Source organism: Siminovitchia sp. FSL W7-1587 (assembly GCF_037963795.1).
GTDB classification, from domain to species: domain Bacteria; phylum Bacillota; class Bacilli; order Bacillales; family Bacillaceae_C; genus Siminovitchia; species Siminovitchia thermophila.
The window spans coordinates 1491804-1517430 of record NZ_CP150169.1; the positions used below are offsets into that span (position 1 = coordinate 1491804).

Sequence of the window (25627 nt, forward strand, 5' to 3'; positions counted from 1 at the left end):
TTTTCAATTTGTTTTTATCAGTTGTCCAATTTCATCGAACCCACATCCTTCACGGATTGGAGAATGAACTTGCTTATGTTCCTTGTTATGGCAGTCGTGGCATAGTAACTCCAGTAAGTCTTTGTTCAATGTTATGGAAGGATCATTCACATTTTCTTTTGTAATTGGAATTGTATGATGAACAATGTCTCCTGGACTGCCGCACCGTTCGCATATACCGTGTTGACTATCATAGTAGTACTGTCTTAACTTCCTCCACGCTTGAGTTTGGTAAATTTTATCTCCGATTCTTTTGCGCTTGTATGTCACATATCAGCCCGCCCGAAGTTTATCAAATTAAATTTAAGCTGAGACATTCTTTCGTTGATCTCTTCTTGCAACTCCAAACGGTTAGCTGCATTGTGTAAGCCCTTGATGTTATCCTTCTTACGCTGTAGCTTCCGTACCTTGGCATCCGTAACAAAAGAAGTGTAATGATAATAACAGTGCTCGCATTTAAAGTACGTCTCCTGTATTTTGTTTGGATGATACTTAACTTTAAAGACGACATCCGTAATCTTTTCACAATGATTACAAAGTGCGGTTATGGGTTTGGTCATTAGTTATCACCTCTCAATTCGATAAGCAGCGCAGTGATTTCTTGACCACTGATTCCGCATTGATCAGCAACTGGTTTAACCTTGTTGTATGCTTGTTCAAACTCTTTCAATGCAGCCGTAGCCTTCCTTGCTTCACGTTGAAGAGTCTTCAAGCCTTTGATAGTTTCACTAAAGTCCATCTTCACCATAAGTTTCTCACTGACTTTATTTCTAGTAACTTGTGTTCCTTTAGACTTTGCTTCTGCGGCATACCTTAAAACATCAAATTCACTTCCGGCCTTTGCTAATACTTTCGTTGCCTTTTCTACATCTTCGCACGACTTATTGCCCGCCATGATTAACACTCCTTTTAAATTTTTCCATTTAAAAAAGACACTCACTAAATTGTGAATGTCTTAACATATAGCTTATTTATTGCATTTCCCCGTTAATATCTACCCTTGTAGCATTCATTGCTCCGGCAACTCCAACCACGTTGTCTACTCCTAAATCAGAAGAAGCATACCCATCGCCGGATAAAGGTCCCCATACTTCAATTTCATCCCCTGCCGATGCTGACATTTCATATGGCGGGAATATAGGCATTATATAACCATTTTCATTCTTCACCAAAAAGGCATCTTCCATATTACCAAATAGGCCTTCCACTTTTTCAACTTTGACTAATTCGCCCTTGAAGTGATAATTCATTCCCTTGAACTTTTCTTCTGTTTTGTCATATAACATTGCACCGGGTTTTGCCGGATATGCTTCGGCGTTTGCTTCTGCTTCTGTTACGAAATCTTTTTCTTGCTCCTCTTCCTCGATCTCGCTTGCCTCTTCGCCTTCCTCTAGATCTGCTGTTTGCTCAGGTTGCTCTTGCTTCAATTCTTCTTGCGGCTTCTCTTCTTTCGGTGCAGCCGAATCTTCCGATGAACAACCTACCATAACTAACAACGCTGCTAAAAAAACAAATAAAACTTTCTTCAAGACACCATCCCCCTACATATGTATAGGGATATCTTACCAATTAAAAAAGGTTAGCGCTATATTTGTAATGTTGATTAAGCATAAGAAAAAGCACCTCTTAGATATTTCTATCTGCCATCTCTTGAATCTCATCTCCACTAAATGTTCTTTTCAATTCTAAGTAATCAACATTAAACCACCAAGTACATTCCAAACCCCAACCATGGAATCTCGAAGAACTTATACCCCTGATCTTTAATTGTTGCTCTTTTAACTTTACAACATAGTCACTACTCAAATTAATGCCGTGATAGTCTTCAGCTAATTGATTGTAGTCACCGCTATAAAATTCTTCAAAATACTTTTCGTCTTCTATAGAATTTACTTTATAAAGCCGAGCCCCGTTTTTTACAGAAAATAAATATCCATTAAAAACATTAGCCCAAGGTTTATAGACTTTTTCCTGTAACCACTCACTACCGATTCCTGGTAAATACGTTGAAGTCCAAAAACCACCTATTCTGTCTCCAAAAGAATACGGTTCTGTAAAATTGGGTATTACCCTTGTAAAATCTACCTTTTCTAGTTTGTTGCGCAAATGTAATTGATCTTTCATTTTTCCTTCCTCCCATCGAACTTATTCGACAAAAGGAGATACTTTCCTGCAACTATTTACCTATAATATTAAAGAAAAGCACCTTACTGGTGCTTTCCTCTTTAAGTTTAAGAAGTGCTTATTTTATCCACAAACTGTATGAGACGTTAGTAGTATCCGAATTTACAAGCAATACTCTATACGGTGTATATTGATAAAGAGTAGAAGTATTATACTCTCTTGTAAATGTTATTGATCTAGAACCATTTTTCGGAACTCCTGAGTGTGCAACATTTTCCCATTTATTATTGATTTTTCTTTGAAGATAAACTGTGTATTCTCCTTTTGTAGCACTTTTTGATGTAATATTTAATGTTAAGTCTGTATTACTTCCGTATGAAATAGGATAAACAAGTATATCCTCTGTTCCATCCTGGTATGTAAAATTACCTGACTTAAATTTACCCTCCCTATTCGAAATATAATTCATAGGATTTAAAGCATATGATTTAGAGCCATTCCATGAAGGTTGATGAATTTCAAAATGCAAATGTTGACCTTTGGAATTTCCGGTATTCCCCATTAACCCAATCATCTGACCTTGATATACTTTATCTCCTACTTTGACGTTTCGTCTTGAAAGATGGGCGTAAACTGTTTCGTAATTTACTCCTCTAATATTATGTTTTATATAAATCACATGACCATAAGATTGCGAGTACTCAGATCGACTTACTGTCCCAGAAGCTGATGCAACCACTTTGACATAGCCTCTCTTGGCAATGTCAACACCATTATGAACTCCTTTCTTAAACCCTTGAGTCAAAACACCCTCAGTTGGTTTTATGAATGCATTATTTACTGCAGCACTTGCGTTACCTCCTACAAAAAATAATGCCCCAATTAGTAAAGCGACAATTAAAACATGTTTCTTCAAGACTTTCAATTTAACATCTCCCTTTTATTTTAATAGCAAGAAGTACCTCACTATATGAAATTTCGACTTTATTTATGAATATCCTTCCAGTTTCTTCCGTCAAATAACGGCAATAAACGACAACGGATATAATAAAAAGATTAGCGCTATCCTTTTCCAAGGGACAGCGCCGACAGATACAAAAACACTCTTCACTTATACAGACTTCGCATGACAACCGCATGACATAAAATATCATCCTACCTCATTTATTCTTTTTCCCACCTTATTTCTAGCTCGTTTAATGTACGCTTGTACAGTGCTTTTGCTTATTCCTAATTCATGGGAAATTGCTGCCCAACTCATTCCATGTGCTACGTGCAAAATATAGCATTGCCGTTCCCGTAGAGAAAATGATGAGAGAATATCCGCAAGAATAACTTTTTCTTCTCTTGTCATTTTTGACTTTCGTTCGGTAGCATCTTCCAATTGCTCTGTAATATCAGGGATTGAATCCATACACTCAAGCGAACGTATTTGATATATCGTTTTTTTGTCAACCCCTCGATATGTCCCTGGCTGCCAGCCAGTTTCTAGCCACTCAATGGCAAAGTCCATATCGTCAATCATGCTACTAATTCTTTTTCTATCTCTTGATCAACAGGATCCGCTTTATCCAAACTTTTATACAATCTAATAAGCTGGCTTTTTCCGTCCAAGTATTCTTGGATCAATCTGTCTGCCCAATTCAGCATAAATAGACCTCCTAACGCTGCCTAAATGAACCTTTGTGTCTTCTGTATGTCGGCCTGCTTCCATCAATTAGGCTTTTAAGTCTAATTCCGTTAACTTCTCAGTACGCCGTTTCTGCGGCTTCCTGCTTTGCTCACATCCTGATGCTCCGTTTCCATTCCCTTAATGGTTCTAAATGGCGGATTCACTTGAACACTCCTTTTAACAAATAAAAAGGACACCAAACAACGCTTATTGCGTCATTCAGTGTCCTCCAGATGGCTGGTAGAACTGAGAATATCACCCTGTTATCATTCGCTTTTTTTATTTTTCAAACTTTCACTTATATCTTTCAAGTATTTTATATTTTTTATTATTTCGTAATCTCGTTTAATAGATTCCTTCTTGTTTGCCAACTCTTGCTTTATGTTTTTTAAGTTAAGCCTTATCTGATTAGAAAATATTTCCCTTGATAGGTCATAATATTTTATCGATCCTTTAATATCAATATATTTCTCACTGTAATTTTCATTATTAAATACTATATATGGGAACAAAACACTACCTTTACCATGGATAACCATACCTATAGAGTTTGATTTAAGTGTACCTTCAGAGATTATGTCGGGATCTTTTTCTAAGTTCACTTCTTTAATAATTGCAGTATTATTTCCAACATTATATAACTCTAATTGAAGCACTCCATATCTATCTTCATTAGCTCTTAAAATTATATACGGTCTGTCTTTTTCCTGTTGCATCTTTGTGTTTGTAGCACTTGCATACATACCCACAAATGAACCAACTAAACCTATCCCTGATACCACTAAAGCGACTTCTTTTTTATATGCTCCAAGAACAATAACGACTAGACCTGCAATAAGAACCAATAAACTAATTAGATAAAGTATAGTCCATGTTTTTATCCATGACATATTTTTATTCTTTTGAACTTCATCAACTTTTTCGTGTTGAAATTTAGAATTTAATTTATTTGAGATAAGTTTTAAGTATATATTAGGAAATAAAAAGAATGCCAACAAATGACTTAAAAACCTCTGTACATCAATATTATCAAAGTGAATAACTTGAATAAAAATAGAATAGAAAGCTATAAATATTGCTATAACAGTAAGCCAAGTTAATAAATTACTTTTTACTACCCTTAAATTTTTTTGTGAAGCAAAGATATTCATTAAGACATGGTATACTATGTATCCTAAAACGAACAATAACATTATAAATATATTTATTAGTGTTGTATTATTTACTGAACCAAATAGAATGATCATTATTTTTATAGCTATCATCATGAAAAGAAGAGATATACAGTAAAGTATTAAACTCGTAATAATAAACTGTATATACGGCTTTGCTTTTTGCAATTTGGAATTCCACCTTCTTTATTTTATATACTGTCTAACTAATTCACTGTAAATCTACAAACTTATTTTGATAATAAAAATTTTAATTATCTTTTTCTATGCACTCTTTTACTAATTTTAACAATGACTTACTTTAGGTTCTATTGATCCAATTATTTATACAAAAATTTTTATGGTATCTGGTGTTAAGACTGTATTTATTCTCTTAAAACTCTTCCCCCTCTTCCCTTCGCATCCGCTTCACTTTCCCCTGGTGAGTAACAATTTTGTATTCTCCATGAGGAGGAAGCTCTCTTAACTTTGCTTTTCCATCACAGATAACTATCACACAGCTGGATGGTATTTCCATTATATCAAATTCTAACCTTTTTCGACCGTTTATATCTATATCTTGTATCTTCATGACAGATACCCTCCCGTATATGGTATAATCAATATGCATAAAATCTTAGCCGGGAGGAATCCTGGCTTTTTTTCATTACCGATGAAAGGATAGAGTCCATTGAAGAAGGCAGTCTTTTCAATAATTGCATTTTTTATATTGGTTTATCTATTAGGAAAGTGGACTAGTATAAATCTCATTCCATTTTAATCCCACATGCCTTGATTTATTTGTTGCATGGGATCACGTCCAATTCGATGGAAGAACCATTTCTCTGCAGCAACTGGATTGATCCAGAGGACTTCTTGTCTCTTTGCTCCAGCTTCTGCAGATACAGTCATTGTTTCTTTATGCCAATTAACCAGTGCGTTATTGTATAATTCGTGGTCATACCCTGATAACAAAACAGGTCCTGGATGATCGTTTAACAATTCAAGTAGTTCGATATGATCATCAAGTGTCATTTCGTGTTTGTAATGTCGTTTTGTGCGGGTTTCAATAATGTAAGGTGGGTCAGCATACACTAAAACCTCTTTTCTTTTATATCGTTCTAGCAACTTTACTGCTGGTTGGTTTTCAATTTGGGCTTGTTTCAACCTACTTGCCACCTTGATTATTTTCTCGGGTAGATTATCCCATTCTCCGCCATTATATAGGTTTTGATAGACAAAAGCGCAACCGCTTTTTCATTTGAGATATGAACATTTTTACAATGCTTGAATAAACAAACGATCAACCAACCTTTTCATTAACATACAAGGCACCTAGAGCAGGTGCTTTTTTACTGTTACCGACTAAACCTTTTGTCCTATATCAAGGTCCTCTGCCAATTTTCGTCAAAGATAAACAAAAATCTTTTAGTAAACAAGAAACAATATATTGTATCTATATAGAAAACACCACTCAACATATGGTATAATTCATGTAATCGTTTGATTAGCCCAAATATATTCGGGAATCATTTTGTATCTCAAGTATGACACTGTATCGGATGACTATTTTCCCGCCGCAAGTTTTCTATTACTTACAAAGGAGAAGTAGGGATGAACAAAGCTAAAGGAAAAGAAGCGCTATTAGTTGAAATCAACGCTTTGAGAAAAGAAATGGTTCGCATCGGAATTGCAAAAGGTCTAAACAATAATCAGACGGTCGAATTAAGCAAAAAGCTTGATATAGTTTTAAATAAGTATCAAGTGATTTAAATGTTATCATTTTAAAAGTAATTTTTAAGATTAAATAGAAAAAGAGCATCATACGCTCAGCTTGTAGAGTCCCTACAAGCTTTTTTATGTTGTAAAATCAAAAAAAGAGCGACCCTATATTACAGAAAAAGCCATTGAGGCGCTTTCTGGGACACGCTCCACTATCAACACCTTTTATGAAGAAAGAAACCACATGGAGATTTTTAATTTTTAGATAAAGGATTAAGTTTTATAAAAAAGAGCGACTGTATTAAAAAGAAATGTGCGGCTTCCAAGTTGGGTGCTCTCTACATATACAGGGACGGACATATAGGAGAAAGTCTCCATTTGATTGTCCATCGCCTCTGCTTTATGTGCCTAAGCTGTATTCAGGGTTTCCAGCCATTTTAGGTGTCGCCGCCAATCGCCCTCTGTACAAGCAAATGCGTCACTTGTGTTCGGGTAACCCAGGAAGACGGAAAATCTTTGAATCATAAACGCTTTGGGGACGATAACCGGAAAATTCCATCCTCATGCCCGTTGTTAGCAATGGATGATCAACACAATGTAGGGATTCATGCTTCTTATGAATGGGAACGTGCTTCCACCGCTATGTCGGGACGTTTATCTCCGTAGCGAGTAGCCTGTTCAAAGGCATAACCAATATGCAATACTTCGTAGTCTCCATGATATGGGCCGACGATTTGGAGCCCGATCGGAAGACCGTCGGAAGTAAACCCCGCAGGCACGGACAAAGCCGGATTGCCCAGCACGGAAATGTAACAGCAAGACCGCATCCAGTCTATGTAATGTTCCATCCGAACTCCGTTTATTTCCGTTGGATATTCGATCGTTACATCAAAAGGCGGAACTTGGCTGACTGGCAAAATCAACGCATCATAATTTTCAAAAAAGACTCTCATTCGGTGGTACAACTCATTGCGAAGCCTCTCGGCTCTCCCAATATCAATCCCGCGGAGTTTGCGGCCTTTGTTGAAATTCCAGACATAACTCGGCTTCATTAATTCGCTAAACCGTTCAAACAATTCATGATTGGACATTTCAAATTCCCAGGCTCGTAAAGTATGAAATACTTCATCCGCTTCTGCCAGGTCCGGATTCACTTCTTCTACATGGCATCCCAAATCAGTAAAGACCTTTATTTGCTCCTGAAGGTTGTTTCTGATCTCTGGATCAACAGGAATTTCCCCGCCAAAGTCGCAAGTCCATGCCACCCTTAGGCCGCTTACCTCTTCTTTAAACGGCTCTGAAAATTTCTCTCCTGATTCATGTATCGCAATTGGTGACCGGTTATCATAACCCGATATAACCGACATCATAAAAGCCGCATCTTCCACATTTCGGGCAATCGGCCCTTGTACGCCCAACGTCGAGTAAGGCGCCGCTTTTGGGTATGAAGGCACTCGTCCAGGCGATGGTCGCATTCCCACCACATTATTAAATGCAGCCGGAAAGCGGCATGACCCTCCCATATCACTGCCATCCGCAAAGGGAATCATTCCGGTCGCAACCGCTACAGCAGCCCCTCCACTGCTTCCTCCTGCAGTGCGCTGAAGGTGATACGGATTTTTTGTGGCACCGTATATCTCGTTAAATGTATGGGCACCCGCACCAAACTCAGGAACATTCGTTTTTCCTATGACGATGGCGCCGCTGTTTTTTAACCGCTCAACAATGAGATCATCCTCTCTCGAAACGTTGTCACGCAAAGTCCGCGAACCACATGTCATGGGAAAACCTTTGGCGTTATGAGTATCTTTAATCGCGATCGGGAGTCCATGAAAAGGGCCTGTTCTTTCTCCTGAAACAAGCATACAATCTGCTTTGTCCGCCTCTTTTAGTGCTCTCTCTTCATCCAGAGAAACGATTGCATTTACACTTGGATTCACCTTCTCAATTTGTTCCAAGTGCGCCTGCATTACTTCACGGGCAGACAACTCCCGATTTTGAATCGCTTTTGACAGCTTGCGCAAAGAATAAAAACAAATCTGATCCATACAGCCCTCACCCCATGCTTGATTGATAGTCCGTAACACCACTACAATCTCTCCAGTTTTTTTATATTGTATAAAAAGTCAGAGTTTACCGCAATATTCCTTCGTTAATATCCCTAACATCAAAGTAATCTATTTTATTTAATTGAATTTTTCTATTATTTACATATAAAATTCAATCAAGAAGGTTGAAAGGAGGCGGTTTTTTTAAGCACAAGGACACCAAACCAATATTGATAAGGGGGATGCCACTTGTTACAGGAACAGTATTTTACAAAACTGGAAGAGATATATCCTGAATTGATCAAGTTTAGAAGAGATTTACATATGTATCCGGAACTTTCCCATAAGGAAATACACACACCCGCAAAAATTGCAGACTATCTATCTTCTATCGGCTTAAAGGTCAAAACAGATGTGGGCGGCCGTGGGGTGGTTGGATTGCTGAAAGGAGGCAAACCTGAGAAGACAGTGGGACTGCGGGCGGATTTCGATGCATTGCCCATTCAAGATGAAAAAGATGTTGAATATAAATCACGCATCCCTGGTGTCATGCATGCCTGCGGACATGATCTGCATACAGCCGCTCTTTTGGGTGTCGCAAAAGTATTAAGTGAAAACCGGGAATCCCTAGAAGGAAATGTTGTTTTTATTCATCAATTCGCGGAAGAAGTGATTCCGGGTGGAGCCAAATCCATGATTGAGTATGGCTGTTTACAAAACGTTGATGTTGTATATGGAGTTCATGTCAGCTCGCTGGATTCGCTTGGGACGGTTGGCATAAGAGAAGGATATACGATAGCCAATGGAGATATATTTGAAATTGAAATTTGTGGAAAAGGCGGTCATGCGGCTACTCCCCACCTGACAGTCGATCCCCTTGTCGCAGGCAGCAAGATTTGATGTGGATGAAAAAGCAATCCTGTATATCGGCAAACTTTTTATCGGCTTAGTTTTAAACTACTTATCCACAAAAGAACATGCTTCATCTGCGGATAAAGAAACGATCCAATAACCGTTTTGCGATAAAACAGTTGAAAGGAGAACAGGTTCATGACAAAAGAAGTAATGACAGCTTTCAGTACAGTTCCTCTATGGATGATTGCGTTTACTGTTATATGCATCGTGATCTTCCAAGCATTGATGTTTATAAGATTGGCTAAAAAAGCGGCGATCGAAGTTGGGATGACATCCAAAGAAGTGAAAACCGCGATGAAAACCGGATTGATCGGTTCTATTGGTCCATTTTTTAGCCTCGGGATTGTGATCATTTCTCTGATTGCATTAATCGGGTCGCCCTTAACCATGATGAGAATTGGCATTATAGGATCGGCATCAACTGAAGCTGCCGCAGCCGAAATAGGCGCAAACGCTTTTGGTAGCAGTCTGGGAACCGAATCTTTTACAGTTGAAGCTTTTTCAACCGTTGTTTGGACCATGTGTCTTGGTGGAATGGGCTGGCTCCTATTTACCTTTCTTTTTACAAAATCTCTCGGAAATGTTCAAAACAAACTGAAAGCCAAAAACCCAAAGTTAATGGGGATCGTTTCCGCGGCTGCCATGATGGGTGCTTTTGGTTACCTGGCTGTTGAAAAAATGGTCATAGACATCAGTTCGGCGGTTGCAGGATTTATGGCCATTTTTACATTGTTTGCGGTATTATTCTTTGCTAAAAAGACCGGTAAAACTTGGTTAAAAGAATGGTCATTGGCCATAGCGATGATGGTTGGCATGTATAGCGGCTACCTTATGTCTCTCATTTAACCGGGGAGCAATGTTTTTAGAAATTCTTTTATGAGGAGGCCCTTGATCCACAAAACGTATTACAAACAAAATAGACCTTTTGTATTCACTCAAGATTTTGAAGTGGGAGGCTTTTTTACGGCACCTTACATGCGGGATAAAGTGAAACTTCATTCAGTAGGCGTTTTCTTCCATCGCCTACTGACTGTTAGTTGAACCAATCGGGCATTTAGGTGCCGTTTCTCCCAGCCGCAAAATCACATACGGCCATAAGTGCGAGCCTATTAAGCTTTTCTAAGAGTTGCTATCATTTTTCATTTCCAGTTGCTGATTGCTGGCAAGCTTCGCGTTGAACGTTTGTTTTTTCCCCAATCGGTAGACTTCCAATGATACTTCATCACCAACGTTCATCTCTGTATATAAAACTTTACGAAGGTCACTCTCGCTCTTAATCGCTTTTCCATTAACAGAAACAATGACATCTTGGGTTTTTAATCCCGCTTTCGCTATTTCACTGCCCTCATCTACTGAAACAACGAAGACTCCCTCTTTAACATTTTTGGGAAGATTCTCCAAATAGACGGATGGAACCTTGTCCAGGCTCATGACACTCACACCTAAATAAGGGCGGACAATCTGCCCGTTTTTAATCAATTCTTCCGTAATCTGAGAAACTTGGTTGCTCGGGATGGCAAACCCCAATCCTTCCACACCCTTTTCGGCAATTTTCAAGCTGTTAATGCCTACAAGTTCCCCTTTTGTATTAATAAGGGCGCCCCCGCTGTTTCCGGGGTTGATCGCGGCATCAGTTTGGATGACGTCAAAGTTCCAAGCACCCGCAGAGGTCGTCATTTCGATAGTACGATTCACCCCACTGATAATCCCCTGAGTAACCGTTCTAGACAAATCAAGCCCCAGCGGATTTCCGATCGCAACGACTTGATCGCCCGCCCGGAGCGAACTGGAATCCCCGAATCGTATTGGTGTGATGCCATCACTTTTTTTCATTTTTAATACGGCAATATCTGTTAACGGATCGGCGCCAACGAGTTCCGCCGCGACTTCCTTGCCGTCATGTAAAGAGATATTTATTTGATTTGCTCCTTCGATCACATGATTATTGGTCACTATATAGGCGGCATCATCTGTCTTTTTAAAAATGACTCCGGAGCCGCTTCCAGACGTTTCACCAGCCGCTCGTTGAAACGGGTCGTTGCTGCGCCTCTCACTTACTACTCCCACAACAGCTTTGGAAGCTTGCTCAACGATATCAGCAAATGAAACAGATTGGGCCGAGACATTTTGCGTATTGACGTTGGATGGAGCCGTTTCAGTCACTTTTTGAGAACTTGATTGAAAACCACCTATATACTGTAAAGAAGCCAGTGTAATGACTGCACCGATCATTCCCGCGGCGGCCGTTGATAAAAACCGTTTAACGACTGATCTTTTATTTACTTGCTTGTCCATCATTAACACCCTCCAATAAGTGCTTTTATATGAACTACTATAAAGAGACAGTGTGTCAAACAGATGTCCGGCTTGCGTTGTTTTAAAAGAAAAGCGCAAGCCGGGATAAAAGGCGTTTTTAGCCACTACAGCATGCCTGCTGTCTTCCTCATATCATGATGAATATGCCTTAGTGCCGCAGCAGCACAGTTAATCTGATTGTTGGCGATCTCGAGTTAATGGCCACACCCACACTCATCAGAGTTGGTGCTTTTCCTTCCGTGCGATGAGACGCTGGCAGGCCTTTTCTTCTCTTGTAACGTACGCGACACTTGAACGTCCTGTTGGCGACACCCTGGCAAGATCGCCTGCACTTGGTCGTTCCTTTCCGCCCAACCAAACGATTCGGTCTTATTTTATGCATTTTTTATAAAAAAATAAAACTGCTGGATGTAAAAATAGCAGTTTATATAAATGATGAAGCGATCTTTGGTAAGCATATCCTGAAAATCGTGCCTGTTGGAGTGCTTTTAATCAGCTCCAAATCACCATCCATGGCCTGGGCCACCATTTTGCTGAACGGGAGTCCTAGCCCCAATCCTCCCACTTTATATTTTTTCTCATGGCCGCGGTAAAATCGTTCAAAGATGAAAGGCTGTTCTTCTTGTGGAATTCCGCTTCCTGTATCTTTTATATCAATGTGCAGAGTATTGATCGATTTTTTGACGGTCACTTCTATTTTTCCTGGCGAGTCCATCGCCTGCTTGGCATTGTTTAGAAGGTTCGTCATAATTTGCTGAAATCTTACGGGATCTACTCGGACATTCTCTTCTTCCTGAAGCAACTCAACATCCACAACCAAATCTCCCAGTTCTTGTCCCACTTTCCATTGGTGGACAGCATCTTTGACAAGTTTATTAAGTGATTGAGTCTTTAAAGAAACAGGAACAGCGCTTGCCGCAAAAGAGTTGAAAGCCAGTAAGTCCTCCACCATTGTTCTCATTTTCGCCGTTTCTTTTAAGGAAATTTCCAGAAACTCTTTCGCTTCTTCTCCACTGACGACACCGTCATTCACAGCTTGCAATAGGCCGCTGATGGATGTTACCGGTGTTTTCAATTCATGTGTCACTCCCGCCAATAGCTCGGTGCGAAGAGCCTCCAGCTTTTGAAGCTGCTGCGACATTTCTTTAAAGGAATGGATTAGTTCATGTACTTCTTCCGCCTTGGCATCGTTTGGAAGACTGATTTGATAGTCCCCATTTCGAACTTGTCGGGCCGCTTTGGAAACCTCTTGAATGGGGTGGGATAACTTCCTGGATACAATATAAATAGCAGCCCAACCGAGCAAAGCAAGGCCGATTATCATAATGAAAAGCTGACGGTATTCCTGTTTCACTTTCGTCAAATTACTTTCCGTTTCAGCGATTACAACCCATCCGAATAAAACAGATTCCGATTCTATCGGCTTTTTCACGACATACAAGGGCTCGGCTCCCCCATCTTCCGAAAGCTTTTGCACATCACTTTCCTCGTTGAGAATTGCAGCATCCAGCCGTCCTTGCCAAGGATGTTCCGGACGGTTGCTCGCCAGAATAATTCCTTGCGGGTCAGCAATGTAAATCAATGGATTTTTTTCCATATCCATCAAGTGCCCACGTTCAGGAAACAGACCGGACGAATTTTCACCAGGAAGCATTTCGCGATCCTGCTGATTGACCATTCGGCTCACCATTTCCTCAGCCATAAATTCCATCATATGCAATCTGTTTTTCAATGTCGTATGTCTGATCCACAAGGCTGATACCACTGCGATAATTGTTAAGCCAACCAAAATGGTAAGCAAATATCGCGTCGTCCAATAACGTTGCAGCGGCACCCTTTTTTTAGTCGTTTTTGACACTAAGCTGATACCCCAATCCCCTGAGTGTTCTGATTTCTCCTTCTTCTTTGGGCCAATCCTTAAGAGACTTCCTTAAACGTTTAATCGATAAGTCAACCGCGCGGTCACTGCCTTCATATTCCCAGCCCCATACGTGCTCGATCAACTGATCTCTTGTGAATGTTTGATTAGGATGTTCAGCCAGAAAAAGCAACAACGATAAATCCCGCGGTATTAAACTGATTTCTGTTCCATTTACTGTCACCCGATGAGCCTGAAGGTCTATTGCCAAATTTCCATATTGCTTCACTTGATGGTGATCCCGTTTCACTCTTCGCAAAACCGCCTTTACTCTTGCCACCACTTCATCTCCAATAAACGGTTTGGAAATGTAATCATCTGCCCCCTTGTTCAAACCATCCACCCGGTGATTTGCTTCCCCGAGCGCCGTCAACATAATAACTGGACAATCGCTTTTTCTTCTGATTTCTTTTAATATTTCCCAGCCATCGATTCCCGGAAGCATCACGTCCAGCAATACCAAAGCCGGTTTTACTTCATCAAACTTGATTAACGCTTCTTTTCCGTTTGAAACCAGCTCTGTTTGAAAATGGGCCTTTCTTAAGTACACCTTTAACACTTGGCTAATAGGATATTCATCTTCTACAATCAGTATGGTTTCCATCTTTCCATCTCCAATGTCTCTGACCGGTTGTACCAATCGGCCACCCTTTTGGTTTATTGACTATATCATGAAAAGATGTCAGCGACATGTCAAGTCTGATAAACATGAAACTTCGAAGAAGCATTCTCCACCAATACCCATTTTATATGGGATGTGCCCCCTATCATGAAGCAATTTTCTCCTTATACTGTGAAACTGCCTCTTCTGATGATGGTTCCCATTGTTGCATTTGTTTTTTAAAAAAATGAGTACAGGCAAATCAGGCTTACGATGTCAAAAGTGATGAACTCATACCATCAATGATCATGTAAAACCCGCCAACGAAAAAATCCGTTTCAAAATGAATCCATCATTTTGAAACGGATCGAACCCTCTATTGTTTCATAGGTATGTCAAATGTAACGGATTTTTCCTTGAACAGCTTTTTCGCATTTTCATCAGCAAGCGGTCCAACTTGAAGTTGGAACTTTTTAAAGATGTCAAATTCATCTTTTCTAAACAAGAAGACGGTCAAAATTTCTTCTTTGTCCCCAGGATTGAATAATCCGCTATAATTCGGCTCCAGCATGCCTTGGTTCAACATCGTTCCGCGGTTTTCATCAACGGTCAATTTTCTTTCAATGAAAAACTTATCAAAAGGAGTCTCACTGCCATTTTCAATGGTTGTTTTTACTGTCAATGCAACTAATTCACCGTCTCCGAAGTTTGTAAATCTTTCTGCGTGTGCTGCCGTCGGGGTCACATTCGCATACTGAACGCCGTCGAGCGTAATTTTAACGCCATCTATTTCTTTTGTTTCGTTAATATCCGTCTTTTCAAAAAAGACCTCTTTATCCGCAATATTGTCTGTCACCATTTTATCTTGGTACAACGTCGATGATGTTTCGGCTTTCTCGGTACCCTTTTCGTTAAAAGGCAATTTGAATACAGCCTCTTCCCCCAGTGTTTGAGCTACATCGTCATTCAAGAATAACTTATCAATTGTTAAAGTAGGAGCAGTCAATTTATCAAATTGTGCTTTCGTCATCGTATGGGCGATCATCCCTGTGAAGCTTTTCCCTTTTGAAAACTGGGAAACATTTTCCGTGCTTTCATCCTTCAGCCATTTATCTCTGTCAACCAAATGCTGTCTTTTACCAAGGTCATCCACGCCATCGTCTGATTGCAGTGTCACTCCTTGTGAGAAATAGACATCTTCATCTGATTGGTTATCTAATGTCATTTTATAGGTGAGTACATACCCTTCATCTTGATCGTCGAAATCCGCTTTCCGCGACTCATTCATATTCGATACACGGACAATTTGGTATTCATCAATCTCAATTGTTACATCATCCTTGTAAGCATGTTTCAGCCCGGGATTTTTGTTTGTATACACAACCTCGACATCTCCGCCGGTTTCCTCTTCGATATACGGATTCAAAACAGCGCCATCGTCTTCTTTGTCGGCGGAGTCTTTCTCGTCTGCTTTCTGTTCATCCTCTTTTTCTTTTGCTTTATCCGCTTTCTCTTCTGTCGCGGCAGGCTTTGACTCGCCTTTTTTGTCATCTTCCTTACTTCCGCATGCTCCCAACAAAAGGATCATTAAGGCAATCGCGTATAAGGTTAATTTTTTTACATTCATGCTATTGTCCCCTTTTACAATTAATTTTCTAACACATCATAGCATTATCCAAGTGATCTGAGGGGAATTTGAGGGAAAACGAAACAAATGACCCAAACGGACAAATTCAGGTAAATAGTTACTTTGATTCAGGTATTTCCTTTTTTATACAAAAAAAACATGCTATCGGCGTAATCCGAGTATTCTTATTGGAATTTTGAATAATATCCATTTCACAACTTACCACACACCATGTCACAAAAGAAATGCATTTCGTGGAACATACCATGAATTTAAGGGGGGCAATCGGATTTTCGTGTATATGGTTTGGAGTTGTTGGCTGGGCTATGGTAAAAGTAGAGAACGCCGCGGCTCTCTGGATTGTTTCCTATCTATTTGAAGCGTTAAATCAACTTCTTAATAGATTGCATTAGCTTATATTCAATGCAATACTTGTCGTTAGTTTGACGATTTTTTAATACACTAATCTATCCTAATATGAGTGGAGCGCAGTCATGTAATGTGTAATGAGGGTGATGACAACTTCTCACTTTTTCATACATTCCAAAGAAGCGAATGAAGATAGGTTTCCTAGCAAAACTTCAAAATACTGATAAAATCGAACTTGTAATAGGTGGAATCCTTATAAAAGTACTGTTAATATAATGATATTACATGCAAAAAGTTGTAAACGATAAGTTCCACGTCGAACATTAGCCGATGAAACGTTAGAACAGAGACAAACCAATCAGCAAACGCTGTCGCTCGTAACGTGCGATGACAAACTAAAAAGACCTAATTGACTTAAACCAAATGAAGATGCGAGTATGGAATGATTTTTCCGCTACTTGGCTACTTGGCTACTTGGCTACTTGGTTCCCAGGTCTTCAAAATAGGAAGACTTTTCCACACGAACCCAAGGCAATGGAATAGGAGTCCTTTTTCAACACTACTTTCCGATTGCTGTTTAAAGATAAATAGATGGAAACGCTTTTTTACCTTGCGGCAGATCACAGAACTGTTGCTGATTCAAAATGAATAAGAGGAGTGAATCTCATGTTTCCGATGACAAATATCCCTCCCTTTATCCAGAGGGAACTTGAACAGCTGAATGAGAAAATCGCCCCGCTCTTAAAAAAGGCATCGAAGTATGGATTTTGGTCAATCCCTTTAATCCTAATCTCCATTTTCAACCTGGTAACGGTTTTATTTCTCATTCCCGATAAGCAAAAAATGATCCTGGCGATCATCCTTTATGCCATAATAGGAGCACTTGGCATGGCGTTATGGAAAGAAGCAAAGCTACAACGCAAAGAAATTCAAAAAGTCAGTGCGGATTATGTAATCAACCGTATTGAAAAAAGCGATATCGCTTCCGCTTCCTTGAAAAGAAAATATACGTCATTGGTAAAAGAATCTCCCATTTTGGCCATCAACTATTTTGTCAAGTTTTTGGAGGCCGAAAACAAAGAAAACCACTATTTTCATCCATAAAGAAACAAACATTGATCCGGGAGTTTTCAAGAGTTCCATTGTTCGAGACTTCCATCTCCCATCATGAAACGCGCGGAAGCTTTTTATCCATAAAGACGATGCCATACTACTGGCTCACTGAACTAGCAGAGCAAGAAAGCGGCAATTTCCTATTCATAGGGGCGGCCTGCTAAACGGCCGTTGAAGATTGGAAACTGCATTCGTGGATTAACGCCGATCATTAAGACCGCGAAAACTCCAAGCAACAGCATCCTAAATCGGCCGAAAGAGCTTGAACATTTCCAACGACAAAGATCTGTTCCATGTGCTGCAAATAACCACATCGGTCACATTCGCGAATTTGGCCGAGGCCCTTGGAGCATCTTAAAACGCGCGAATCAGCGCTTAAAAAAAACGGCAGGCATTCAGGTCCCTGCCGTTTTTTATTCACAATGCCAAAAATTGCCACCAAAACCCGTCAATCAGGACTAGACGACTCTTGTTCCGGCTTTTTCCAAGCAAGTGACAGCGCGACACCTACCAATAAAAAGACGGATGAAAAATAGAAAGGGTAATCTAAATCTATATCAAATAAAATGCCGCCAATAATCGGACCCAACACATTTCCAATGCTTGTAAACATCGAGTTCATGCCGCCTACAAACCCTTGTTCATCGCCGGCGATTTTGGATAAATAAGATGTGATGGCCGGGCGAATCAGGTCGAAACCGACAAAAATGATAAATGTGACAAAAAGAATGTGGAAGTAAGAAGTGACAGTAGTCATCAGGAAAACAAGTATGACTGAAACGATCAGGCAATACCGCACTAAGCCGATTTCGCCCAAGTGTTTCGTCAAGCGGTCAAAAAAGGCGACCTGCGCAACCGCACCCACAATCGCACCACCGGTAATGACAATCGCAATATCTTTTGGCGTGAAGGAAAATTTATGGTCAACAAAGAGAGAAAATAATGACTCAAAGGCCGCCAAACTGAATGCCGTAATGAAAATAATGATAAAAGCGAAAAAATACATCGGGATAAACATCCGTTTGATACCGGCTTTTTGATTAAGAGCCGCCTCATCCCGATTCCGCTCCGGCTCCCGAAGAGTAAACATGGATAAAACCGCCGCAATCAACGCGAATACGGCCGCAGTAAAAAAAGGAATTCGCGGTCCAATTTCAGCTAAAAATCCCCCAAACCCCGGGCCAATAATAAACCCCGTCGAAATGGCGGCCGACATGTAGCCCAGTGCTTTCGGGCGGGTCGCCATTGTTGTAATATCAGCAATAAACGCTGTAACCGCCGGCATGATAAACGCCGCGCTTATACCGCCGAGAAAGCGGGAAGCAAAGAGAACTTCGACTGTTTTACCAAGCCCAAACAACAATTCGGAAAGACTGAAGATGAACAAGCCGTAGACAATCATTTTTTTACGCCCATACTTATCTGCCCAGCGCCCCGCGATCGGTGACATGATCAATTGCATAATGGCAAAGGCCGCCACCAAATTTCCCACAACCGAGCCCGATAACTTTAATTCATTCATAATGGTCGGAAGTACCGGAATGACCAGCCCAATCCCCAAAAAGGCAATAAAAAGATTTATAAGTAATATGGTTAACGTCATATTTTGGTTTTTCATCTGACTATCTCCTTCTGTTATTCCATTAAGGAATATCCAAGAAACAATATAATCCTTTCCAAGGATAAGAGTCAATCATTTTGAAAAAAATTCAGTATCTCTGCGAAAAAAAAGAAGATCGGGAAAAAAGCCCCAAAAAATGTGGAGAAAAAAATAAGGATTTTCTCCACATAGTTTGTTATTAGTATCTTGTTCCAGCCACTATTGGTTGTAAGCTAAGAAAATCAAAGAGTGACAAAACCAGACTTTTTGGACCCTCTTATTTCGCGGATAATTAACAAGAGACAGTGCGTTTTTTGGTTTTTCCCCTTGGATGGACACTATTATTTGGAAGTCTAGTCCAGCGCAAACCGGGACATAGGTGCTACAGTCAAATTATGACTTCTGCGGCGGTTGAATTTAGCATTACTGACGAGCCCCGAAACAGTATCCACCAGTGTTATTCAAAGGGTAGAACCCCAAATCATGCAGAGCAAACATCGGTTTTTCTTCCCTCTCCCCCGATTGATTTTAGCATTCATTATATCCCATTCAGTGTTGGTTTGAAAAAGTTCAACTAACTTATAATGTAGAACGTTGCAAATGAATCTTAGCGGGACATGTCCATTAGAAACACAAATAGCAAGCAATGCAATGACCGTGCCACATCTTGTTGGGAATGAAAATTTGTCATGATGCCTTCACTGCTATGATTTGAATTCTGCTATAATCCGCTTCCCATACCCCATCCTTCCATAAATATGGTTCAATCTTATCCTTTATTTTTCCATAAAGAACCATTTTCTCTCCTTCGGAAAATTCGGGGAAAAAATCATCTGCAAAACCTGCCAGCCAATGATACAGTCCTTTTTCTCCATCCGGCAATACGGTCGGTCTTAGAAAATGATGGGCGTATGTTACATTCAGCCCACATTTCTCCAATAATGCGCTATATTCCCCTATACTGGGGAAGTACCATGGATTTCTTTTTGCAGCATCCACTCCATACTCCTGGCCAAGCACCTCGGTTATACCCCAAATAACCGTTTGGACATTCCCTTTACCGCCGAATTCTGCCACCAATGAAGGGCGGCATTGGAAAAAACAGCATCGTACTTTTCATTTGTTCTAAACGTTTCACCATCGTCAATGAAGAACGGTATGGAAGGATATTTTTCACGAGCCTTTGCAATCATTTCATCTGATGAATCCATTCCTGTCACCAGCGCGCCTGATTTCGAGATTTCATATGACAAATCCCCTGTTCCACATCCCAAATCAAGGATTCTTTCTCCCTTTTGCGAATGAAGCAGCCCTAAAATAGACTTCCCAAAACGAGATACATAATGCAATTTATCATCATATAAATCCGCCTTCCACACATTGCTAGCATTCATGCCATAACACCTCTTTACAATGAAAAATATTGATATTTTCATTATAAGGTATAAAATAAATATTCATCCAAGATATAAAATCTATTATTTTAATAGCTGTAAGCTATGGAGGGAATGCGATGGACATGAGACTGTTTGAGTATGTCTTAGAAATATATAAAACAAAGAGTTTTACAAAAGCCGCCAACCAGCTTCATATCGCCCAGCCATCCTTGAGTAAACAAGTTGCCAAATTGGAACAAGAACTGGGCGTATCTTTATTTTCCCGAAAACCCGGCTCTCCAGTGCAAGCAACACCTGATGGCCTTGTATTTGTGAAGAAGGCTGAAAAGATTTTACAAATGCGTCATGATCTAAAACGTGAAATGCTTGAACGCAAAGAAGGAATAAGGGGCGAATTAAAGATTGGATCTACCGCGATTACAGGAGGACTTATTTTGCCCCCCCTTTTGAAAACGTATAAACAACAATATCCGAATGTCAAAGTGGAACTCATAGAAGAATCAACGGAAACATTAATAGACTTGACAGCAAGAGGGGTGGTGGATGTTTCCATTCTGTCTCTCCCAATAGAAGACTCCCGTTTACATACGAAAACAATGTTTACGGAACCACTATATCTTGTTCTGCCACAAAATCTTTCTGTAAAAGAAAAACAGCATCCCTTGTCTATTCAGGATTTTGCTCATTGTCCGTTTATTTTATTGAAGAAAGGTTATGGCTTTCGCCGCACAGTATTGGAATTATGCGCGAGGGATGGGTTTGAACCACAGATCGCTTATGAAACTAGCAGTATTGAAACAGCACAAGCGCTTGTAGGACATGGCCTGGGAATTACCATCGATCGTTCCTGAAATGGTGATTCAACAAAGCGCTTGCCAAAGCTCCCTTGTCTATTTCCCATTACGTTCAAATCCTACTCGTACATTAGTATTTACCTACCAAAAAGATAGATATATCAGTATGAATGCCAGAGCTTTTTTCAACATATATGAAAAAAATGCAGATCACTGCACAGCCCATTTGCCGGCAGTAAAATAAGTAGGTAGAAAAGATAGCACCGTATGATCGATCCAATCGAACTCCCTACTCAAAATTAAAGAAGGGTTCATAGCAAAAGATTCGACTTGGATCGTAACGGTCCCGATGTTTTTATTAACTGAAATACTTGCCCTTTAAACTCCCGCCAAGATGTTCCAGAGGAAGATTTTTGTCTAATGGATATTCCTGACGCACTTTCTATAAAAATACCATAAGATGAGCAGATGAATGAACAAGGCACACATTCCGTACAGGATGCTTTGCCCACTGTTGTTCCAAACACTTTCGATGAATTTCACGATCCAAAAAGTAGGGAGAACGCCGGCAAGCCATTGCATTCCTTTTGGAACAAAAAAGAGAATAAAAGGAGCGGTAATCAAAAAGCTTGCCATTTTACTCAAGGCAAATCCGTCAACCCTTGTTGTCGCATAAGCCACTAAAAACAACGAAAACAACGGGGCCAGCAAAGAGACAATACAGGAAATGATGACGCTCCAAAAAATGGACATCTCAACGACAGAAGCCAGCCGAAAAAATAGAAAGACCGCAACAATCGTCATCACGAAAGGACTTATTAATCGATAAAACAAATACCCTTTTTTCCCAAGCGGAGTGATTGAATAATAAGAAATCAATTGCAAATCTTTCTCTTCCAGCATTAAAAATCCCCCTACCATTCCCGTAAGCAACGGCAATAGCAATAAAAAGACTAAAAAAATGATTTTTGAATAAACAGCTATGTTGAAGTCAAATTTTTGCTGAAAGAAGGACAAGGCGATGGGGCCGCCCACTTGATATACTGTTATTAAAATAATGGGACCAATGAATGCCAGCAGAAGCATGGGGTCATGACGAATATTTTTCACATCCGCGAACGCGATAGGTGCAACTTTTTTCATCAATTTCTTGTGGCCTCCTTTTGAACGATGTAAGTGGAAAACCACCGCTCAGCCCAGACATAAAAAACGAGCACCCATCCTGCCAATAACAACACGGCCAAAAGAACATCTTTCCAACCTGTCTGTTCAAATCCCGCATTCAATAGACGTAAAGCCCCCTGCGCAGGAAGGAGTATGCTAAAAGGCATCGGAATCAATTGCAAATAATGAACGATTGGCAGCCCGGCTAGCACGAGTCCGAAAGGAAGTGACAGCAGGATAAAGCCATTGATGCTTTGACACCTTGTCGCCAGCGCCAGGCCGAGCAAACTAAAGAGGATGGACGTCAGAAAAATCCCCGCTATGAACTCCAGGCGAATCGTGTTCAACCCGAACGAAACGGCAAACAAAATGGTTCCGCTAATAAATGCTGGCGCCGCCAATGAAAGAATCTTTGCTTGTAAAAAAGAATGAATGTTGATAGGTGTTACGAAAAGCGTATCATATAGCCTTTGCTCCTTTTCCAACACAATGGTCGCCGCGACAAATGTAGAACCAAATGAACTAATTTCCGTTAATAAAAGGATCATCCCTGCCTGTTCTTTGGCGAGTCCAGAAAATAGCGACAAGAGCATAAGCAGCATCAACGTTAACACAAAGTAAGCCATATAAAAACCGTGGCGATATTGAAACTTGAGATCATTTTTGATTAACATCCATGTTTTCATGCCAGCGATTTCCCCGTCACTTTCACAAAAATGTTTCCCAAGGTTGTTTCTTGTGAATGAATCGTTTCTATTTCCTTTTCTTGAATTAGCTTGATAAAAGCCATGTTTGATCCAATTCCATCCAAGTCAAATTCTTGGCAATGTAAAGTAGAAGCAAGTTTATATTCAACGCTTAATTTTCGACGGCCATACTGAAGTTTCAAGTTTCTCGGTTTATCGATTAATGCAATCTTCCCATTCACGATAAAAGCGACACGATCGCAAAGATCTTCGGCTATTTGCATATCATGCGTCGTGACTATCATTGTTTTCCCCTCTTCTTTCTTCTTCAAAATCACCTCTTTTAACAGTTCTTTATTGACTGGGTCCAAACCAGAAGTCGGTTCATCCAAAAATAGGAGCGCCGGATCGTGCAAAAGGGCCCGACAGAAGTTCAAGCGCATCTTCATCCCTTTGGACAAGTTGGAAAAACGTGTATTTCCATGCTGTTCCAAGCCAACCATTTTCAATAGTTTGTAAGGATCCTCTGTTTTTCGATTATAAAGGCCGCCGAAAAAACGCAAGTTCTCCAGCACTGTAAAACGGGAATAAAAATTTGGAAACTCAAAAGCAACGCCTATTTCTTCATAAAAATCTTCTTGAATCGCGCGAAGCTCTTGATTACCAATATAAACATTCCCGCGATACCCCTTAAGCATCCCTGTTAGAATGTTTTGCAGTGTGCTCTTTCCAGCGCCGGAAGGACCCAGAAAACCAAAAATTTCACCATCGGCAACATGAAAATTGACTCCTTTAATGGTTGGTACGGCCGCTTTTGGATAGGCATATTCCAAATTATCAACTTGAATCATTGAGTATCCTCCTCAAGGACGAGACTGTCAGCCATCATCTGGATAAATTGCGCCATCGCTTCCTCATATACGTCTTCCCCAATTGCATTTTTTTGCAGCGCCAAAAGAACTAAGGCACGAATCATACCGATAATCACATCCGGTGGCAGTTTCTGCATTTGCCCCTCTGTTTGCCAGCGTTCAATCAATGGCAATAGAAAATCCGCGTCACGTTGATGATTCATGGCCAGTTTTTCTTCAGGTAATTTTCGCATCAGCAATGCCATCGTAAGTTCATCATGAAGCTGATGTAAAATCGGGCTTTTTTCTAATGAGTATATAGCTTGCTGAAGAAAATGAACGAAGCTGCTTTTTGTTAATCGGGCTGTTGCAATTTGATCGACCAATTCTCTTTGTATTGCCTGCTCTTCTTGTTCAATAATGTCAAAATACAATTCCTCCTTGGATGAAAAAAACTGATAAAAAGTCCCTTGGGCAATTCCTGCTTTTTTCGTCAGCTCTCCGATGCTCGTTTTTTGCAGGCCATGCACTTCAAATAAACGTTTCCCTTCAGTCAGTAATTTCTGTCGAATAAAGCGTTTTTCTTCTTCTGTAAACTTTTTTGCCATTATATCGTCTCCCGCCTTGGTGAATGTGTGAATAATTTTATTTTATATTCATATAATATCATACCAACAGATCGTTTGAAAAGGCCGAAAGAAAAAATAAAGTGAAACTTCATTCAGTAGGAGTTTTCTTCCATTTCCTAACTGAATGTTAGTTGAACCTAATCGGGCATTTAGGTGCCGTTTTTTCCTTTTGTATCAACTCTGGTCTTGAAGTGGGAGGCTTACGGCACCTTACATGCGGGATAAAGTGAAACTTCATTCAGTAGGGCTCCTACTGAATGTTAGTTGAACCAATCGGGCATTTAGGTGCCGTTTCTCCCACTTAGCCCTTTTGTATTCACTCAAGATTTTGAAGTGGGAGGCTTACGGCACTTTACATGCGGGATAAAGTGAAACTTCATTCAGTAGGGCTCCTACTGAATGTTAGTTGAACCAATCGGGCATTTAGGTGCCGTTTTTTCCTTTTGTATCAACTCTGATCTTGAAGTGGGAGGCTTACGGCACTTTACATGCGGGATAAAGTGAACTTTCCTTTTATACTTTTTACGTTTAAACAATCACCATGAGTACTTGCACATTGGTTGCAAAAGATACTGCTCATACCTGTCCCCCTTTTATGATTTAAAGAGCGAACATGCGCGAATACAAAAGTCATAATATTCAAAATAAAATGAGTGGATAGCATCATTCGTAATGGTTGTGGATTCGTCAAATAAGGCTCCAGTTAGGTTGATTACATTAAATTGGAGGGGATTTTTGTTCACCAAGAACGCCAGTGAAAAAAATCAAAGAGGTGAGATGTACAAGAAAGCGGATGGACATTTGCGCTGAATGGTTTGTTTTTAGGCAAAAGACCTTCAACGAAAAGCCAATATCATGTTTCACCGTTGTGAAATGAGTAACACCCAAAAA

General features: G+C 40.1%; 23 protein-coding genes and 3 pseudogenes. 5 read left to right on the forward strand and 21 right to left on the reverse strand.

The window, feature by feature from the left end:
* Nucleotides 1-3 precede the first annotated feature (3 nt).
* The 10 genes and pseudogenes from NST31_RS06920 to NST31_RS06965 all read right to left on the reverse strand — a co-directional run.
* On the reverse strand, nt 4-309 hold the full coding sequence (locus tag NST31_RS06920) for an HNH endonuclease (protein WP_339164705.1): 306 nt from the start codon (nt 307-309) through the stop codon (nt 4-6).
* Nucleotides 310-598: 289 nt separating this feature from the next.
* A complete protein-coding gene (locus tag NST31_RS06925) occupies nt 599-934 on the reverse strand; it encodes a hypothetical protein (RefSeq protein WP_339164706.1) in 336 nt (111 codons plus the stop codon).
* A 76-nt stretch (nt 935-1010) separates the two neighbouring features.
* Nucleotides 1011-1568, reverse strand: coding sequence for a hypothetical protein (locus NST31_RS06930; RefSeq protein WP_339164707.1), 558 nt, complete (start codon nt 1566-1568; stop codon nt 1011-1013).
* 97 nt (nt 1569-1665) lie between these two features.
* Nucleotides 1666-2163 (reverse strand): hypothetical protein, encoded by a 498-nt coding sequence (locus tag NST31_RS06935; RefSeq protein WP_339164709.1) that lies wholly within the window; start codon nt 2161-2163, stop codon nt 1666-1668.
* Between the two features lie 118 nt (nt 2164-2281).
* Nucleotides 2282-3088, reverse strand: a complete 807-nt coding sequence (locus NST31_RS06940; protein WP_339164711.1) for a M23 family metallopeptidase — start codon at nt 3086-3088, stop codon at nt 2282-2284.
* Nucleotides 3089-3313: 225 nt separating this feature from the next.
* On the reverse strand, nt 3314-3688 hold the full coding sequence (locus tag NST31_RS06945; RefSeq protein ID WP_236017068.1) for a sigma factor-like helix-turn-helix DNA-binding protein: 375 nt from the start codon (nt 3686-3688) through the stop codon (nt 3314-3316).
* Entirely contained in the window at nt 3685-3813 is a 129-nt protein-coding gene (locus NST31_RS06950; protein ID WP_268920980.1) for a hypothetical protein, read from the reverse strand. The genes NST31_RS06945 and NST31_RS06950 overlap by 4 nt, the downstream gene beginning before the upstream one ends.
* 288 nt (nt 3814-4101) lie before the next feature.
* Nucleotides 4102-5175: a hypothetical protein gene (locus NST31_RS06955; protein ID WP_339164714.1), complete on the reverse strand. Its 1074-nt coding sequence runs from the start codon at nt 5173-5175 to the stop codon at nt 4102-4104.
* Between the two features lie 205 nt (nt 5176-5380).
* The gene (locus tag NST31_RS06960; RefSeq protein WP_339164716.1) at nt 5381-5578 is read right to left on the reverse strand and encodes an XtrA/YqaO family protein; all 198 of its coding nucleotides are present in this window, start codon (nt 5576-5578) and stop codon (nt 5381-5383) included.
* 185 nt (nt 5579-5763) lie between these two features.
* Nucleotides 5764-6186, reverse strand: a pseudogene (locus NST31_RS06965) (DNA adenine methylase); the annotation flags it as partial.
* A 414-nt stretch (nt 6187-6600) separates the two neighbouring features.
* On the opposite strand from NST31_RS06965, the gene NST31_RS06970 reads away from it, so the two are divergent.
* Nucleotides 6601-6759, forward strand: coding sequence for an aspartyl-phosphate phosphatase Spo0E family protein (locus NST31_RS06970; protein ID WP_083717369.1), 159 nt, complete (start codon nt 6601-6603; stop codon nt 6757-6759).
* 563 nt (nt 6760-7322) lie between these two features.
* Here the strand turns inward: NST31_RS06970 and NST31_RS06975 are convergent.
* Complete coding sequence (locus NST31_RS06975) at nt 7323-8756, reverse strand: amidase (protein WP_339164719.1); 1434 nt, start codon at nt 8754-8756, stop codon at nt 7323-7325.
* Between the two features lie 249 nt (nt 8757-9005).
* On the opposite strand from NST31_RS06975, the pseudogene NST31_RS06980 reads away from it, so the two are divergent.
* A pseudogene (locus NST31_RS06980) lies at nt 9006-9653 on the forward strand (amidohydrolase); the annotation flags it as partial.
* A 153-nt stretch (nt 9654-9806) separates the two neighbouring features.
* On the forward strand, nt 9807-10517 hold the full coding sequence (locus tag NST31_RS06985; protein WP_339164721.1) for a DUF5058 family protein: 711 nt from the start codon (nt 9807-9809) through the stop codon (nt 10515-10517).
* A gap of 273 nt (nt 10518-10790) precedes the next feature.
* Here the strand turns inward: NST31_RS06985 and NST31_RS06990 are convergent, their stop codons facing one another.
* The 4 genes from NST31_RS06990 to NST31_RS07005 all read right to left on the reverse strand — a co-directional run bounded on the left by NST31_RS06990 (nt 10791) and on the right by NST31_RS07005 (nt 16133).
* Nucleotides 10791-11969, reverse strand: a complete 1179-nt coding sequence (locus NST31_RS06990) for a trypsin-like peptidase domain-containing protein (protein WP_339164723.1) — start codon at nt 11967-11969, stop codon at nt 10791-10793.
* 442 nt (nt 11970-12411) lie between these two features.
* The gene (locus tag NST31_RS06995; RefSeq protein ID WP_339164724.1) at nt 12412-13845 is read right to left on the reverse strand and encodes a HAMP domain-containing sensor histidine kinase; all 1434 of its coding nucleotides are present in this window, start codon (nt 13843-13845) and stop codon (nt 12412-12414) included.
* Nucleotides 13829-14509 carry a response regulator transcription factor gene (locus tag NST31_RS07000; protein ID WP_339164726.1) on the reverse strand — a complete coding sequence of 227 codons (681 nt, stop codon included), beginning with the start codon at nt 14507-14509 and terminating at the stop codon, nt 13829-13831. The genes NST31_RS06995 and NST31_RS07000 overlap by 17 nt, the downstream gene beginning before the upstream one ends.
* A gap of 373 nt (nt 14510-14882) precedes the next feature.
* Nucleotides 14883-16133 carry a DUF5068 domain-containing protein gene (locus NST31_RS07005; protein WP_077110366.1) on the reverse strand — a complete coding sequence of 417 codons (1251 nt, stop codon included), beginning with the start codon at nt 16131-16133 and terminating at the stop codon, nt 14883-14885.
* Between the two features lie 1035 nt (nt 16134-17168).
* Here NST31_RS07005 and NST31_RS07010 point away from each other — a divergent pair.
* The gene (locus NST31_RS07010) at nt 17169-17606 is read left to right on the forward strand and encodes a DUF5392 family protein (protein ID WP_339164728.1); all 438 of its coding nucleotides are present in this window, start codon (nt 17169-17171) and stop codon (nt 17604-17606) included.
* Nucleotides 17607-18063: 457 nt separating this feature from the next.
* On the opposite strand, the gene NST31_RS07015 is transcribed toward NST31_RS07010, so the two are convergent.
* Both NST31_RS07015 and NST31_RS07020 read right to left on the reverse strand, forming a co-directional pair.
* Nucleotides 18064-19233 carry an MFS transporter gene (locus tag NST31_RS07015; protein WP_339164729.1) on the reverse strand — a complete coding sequence of 390 codons (1170 nt, stop codon included), beginning with the start codon at nt 19231-19233 and terminating at the stop codon, nt 18064-18066.
* Nucleotides 19234-19902: 669 nt separating this feature from the next.
* Nucleotides 19903-20609, reverse strand: a pseudogene (locus NST31_RS07020) (class I SAM-dependent methyltransferase).
* Between the two features lie 119 nt (nt 20610-20728).
* On the opposite strand from NST31_RS07020, the gene NST31_RS07025 reads away from it, so the two are divergent.
* A complete protein-coding gene (locus NST31_RS07025) occupies nt 20729-21463 on the forward strand; it encodes a LysR family transcriptional regulator (protein ID WP_339164731.1) in 735 nt (244 codons plus the stop codon).
* Between the two features lie 360 nt (nt 21464-21823).
* On the opposite strand, the gene NST31_RS07030 is transcribed toward NST31_RS07025, so the two are convergent.
* The 4 genes from NST31_RS07030 to NST31_RS07045 are packed head-to-tail and all read right to left on the reverse strand — an operon-like array spanning nt 21824 to nt 24715.
* Nucleotides 21824-22552, reverse strand: a complete 729-nt coding sequence (locus NST31_RS07030; protein ID WP_339164732.1) for a hypothetical protein — start codon at nt 22550-22552, stop codon at nt 21824-21826.
* Nucleotides 22549-23256, reverse strand: coding sequence for a hypothetical protein (locus NST31_RS07035; protein WP_339164733.1), 708 nt, complete (start codon nt 23254-23256; stop codon nt 22549-22551). The genes NST31_RS07030 and NST31_RS07035 overlap by 4 nt, the downstream gene beginning before the upstream one ends.
* Nucleotides 23253-24107 carry an ABC transporter ATP-binding protein gene (locus NST31_RS07040; protein WP_339164735.1) on the reverse strand — a complete coding sequence of 285 codons (855 nt, stop codon included), beginning with the start codon at nt 24105-24107 and terminating at the stop codon, nt 23253-23255. Before NST31_RS07040 ends, NST31_RS07035 begins: the two co-directional genes overlap by 4 nt.
* Entirely contained in the window at nt 24104-24715 is a 612-nt protein-coding gene (locus tag NST31_RS07045) for a TetR/AcrR family transcriptional regulator (protein WP_339164737.1), read from the reverse strand. Before NST31_RS07045 ends, NST31_RS07040 begins: the two co-directional genes overlap by 4 nt.
* Nucleotides 24716-25627 lie beyond the last annotated feature (912 nt).

Excerpts from the sequence above, each read along its gene's own strand:
- NST31_RS07025 (WP_339164731.1), top strand. The coding sequence starts at position 20,729 with ATGGACATGAGACTGTTTGAGTATGTCTTAGAAATATATAAAACAAAG.
- NST31_RS07000 (WP_339164726.1), bottom strand. The coding sequence starts at position 14,509 with ATGGAAACCATACTGATTGTAGAAGATGAATATCCTATTAGCCAAGTG.
- NST31_RS07045 (WP_339164737.1), bottom strand. The coding sequence starts at position 24,715 with ATGGCAAAAAAGTTTACAGAAGAAGAAAAACGCTTTATTCGACAGAAA.
- NST31_RS06960 (WP_339164716.1), bottom strand. The coding sequence starts at position 5,578 with ATGAAGATACAAGATATAGATATAAACGGTCGAAAAAGGTTAGAATTT.
- NST31_RS07005 (WP_077110366.1), bottom strand. The coding sequence starts at position 16,133 with ATGAATGTAAAAAAATTAACCTTATACGCGATTGCCTTAATGATCCTT.
- NST31_RS06990 (WP_339164723.1), bottom strand. The coding sequence starts at position 11,969 with ATGATGGACAAGCAAGTAAATAAAAGATCAGTCGTTAAACGGTTTTTA.
- NST31_RS06935 (WP_339164709.1), bottom strand. The coding sequence starts at position 2,163 with ATGAAAGATCAATTACATTTGCGCAACAAACTAGAAAAGGTAGATTTT.
- NST31_RS06975 (WP_339164719.1), bottom strand. The coding sequence starts at position 8,756 with ATGGATCAGATTTGTTTTTATTCTTTGCGCAAGCTGTCAAAAGCGATT.
- NST31_RS06985 (WP_339164721.1), top strand. The coding sequence starts at position 9,807 with ATGACAAAAGAAGTAATGACAGCTTTCAGTACAGTTCCTCTATGGATG.
- NST31_RS06970 (WP_083717369.1), top strand. The coding sequence starts at position 6,601 with ATGAACAAAGCTAAAGGAAAAGAAGCGCTATTAGTTGAAATCAACGCT.
- NST31_RS06950 (WP_268920980.1), bottom strand. The coding sequence starts at position 3,813 with ATGCTGAATTGGGCAGACAGATTGATCCAAGAATACTTGGACGGAAAA.
- NST31_RS06945 (WP_236017068.1), bottom strand. The coding sequence starts at position 3,688 with ATGATTGACGATATGGACTTTGCCATTGAGTGGCTAGAAACTGGCTGG.
- NST31_RS07035 (WP_339164733.1), bottom strand. The coding sequence starts at position 23,256 with ATGAAAACATGGATGTTAATCAAAAATGATCTCAAGTTTCAATATCGC.
- NST31_RS06925 (WP_339164706.1), bottom strand. The coding sequence starts at position 934 with ATGGCGGGCAATAAGTCGTGCGAAGATGTAGAAAAGGCAACGAAAGTA.
- NST31_RS07040 (WP_339164735.1), bottom strand. The coding sequence starts at position 24,107 with ATGATTCAAGTTGATAATTTGGAATATGCCTATCCAAAAGCGGCCGTA.
- NST31_RS07015 (WP_339164729.1), bottom strand. The coding sequence starts at position 19,233 with ATGAAAAACCAAAATATGACGTTAACCATATTACTTATAAATCTTTTT.
- NST31_RS07010 (WP_339164728.1), top strand. The coding sequence starts at position 17,169 with ATGTTTCCGATGACAAATATCCCTCCCTTTATCCAGAGGGAACTTGAA.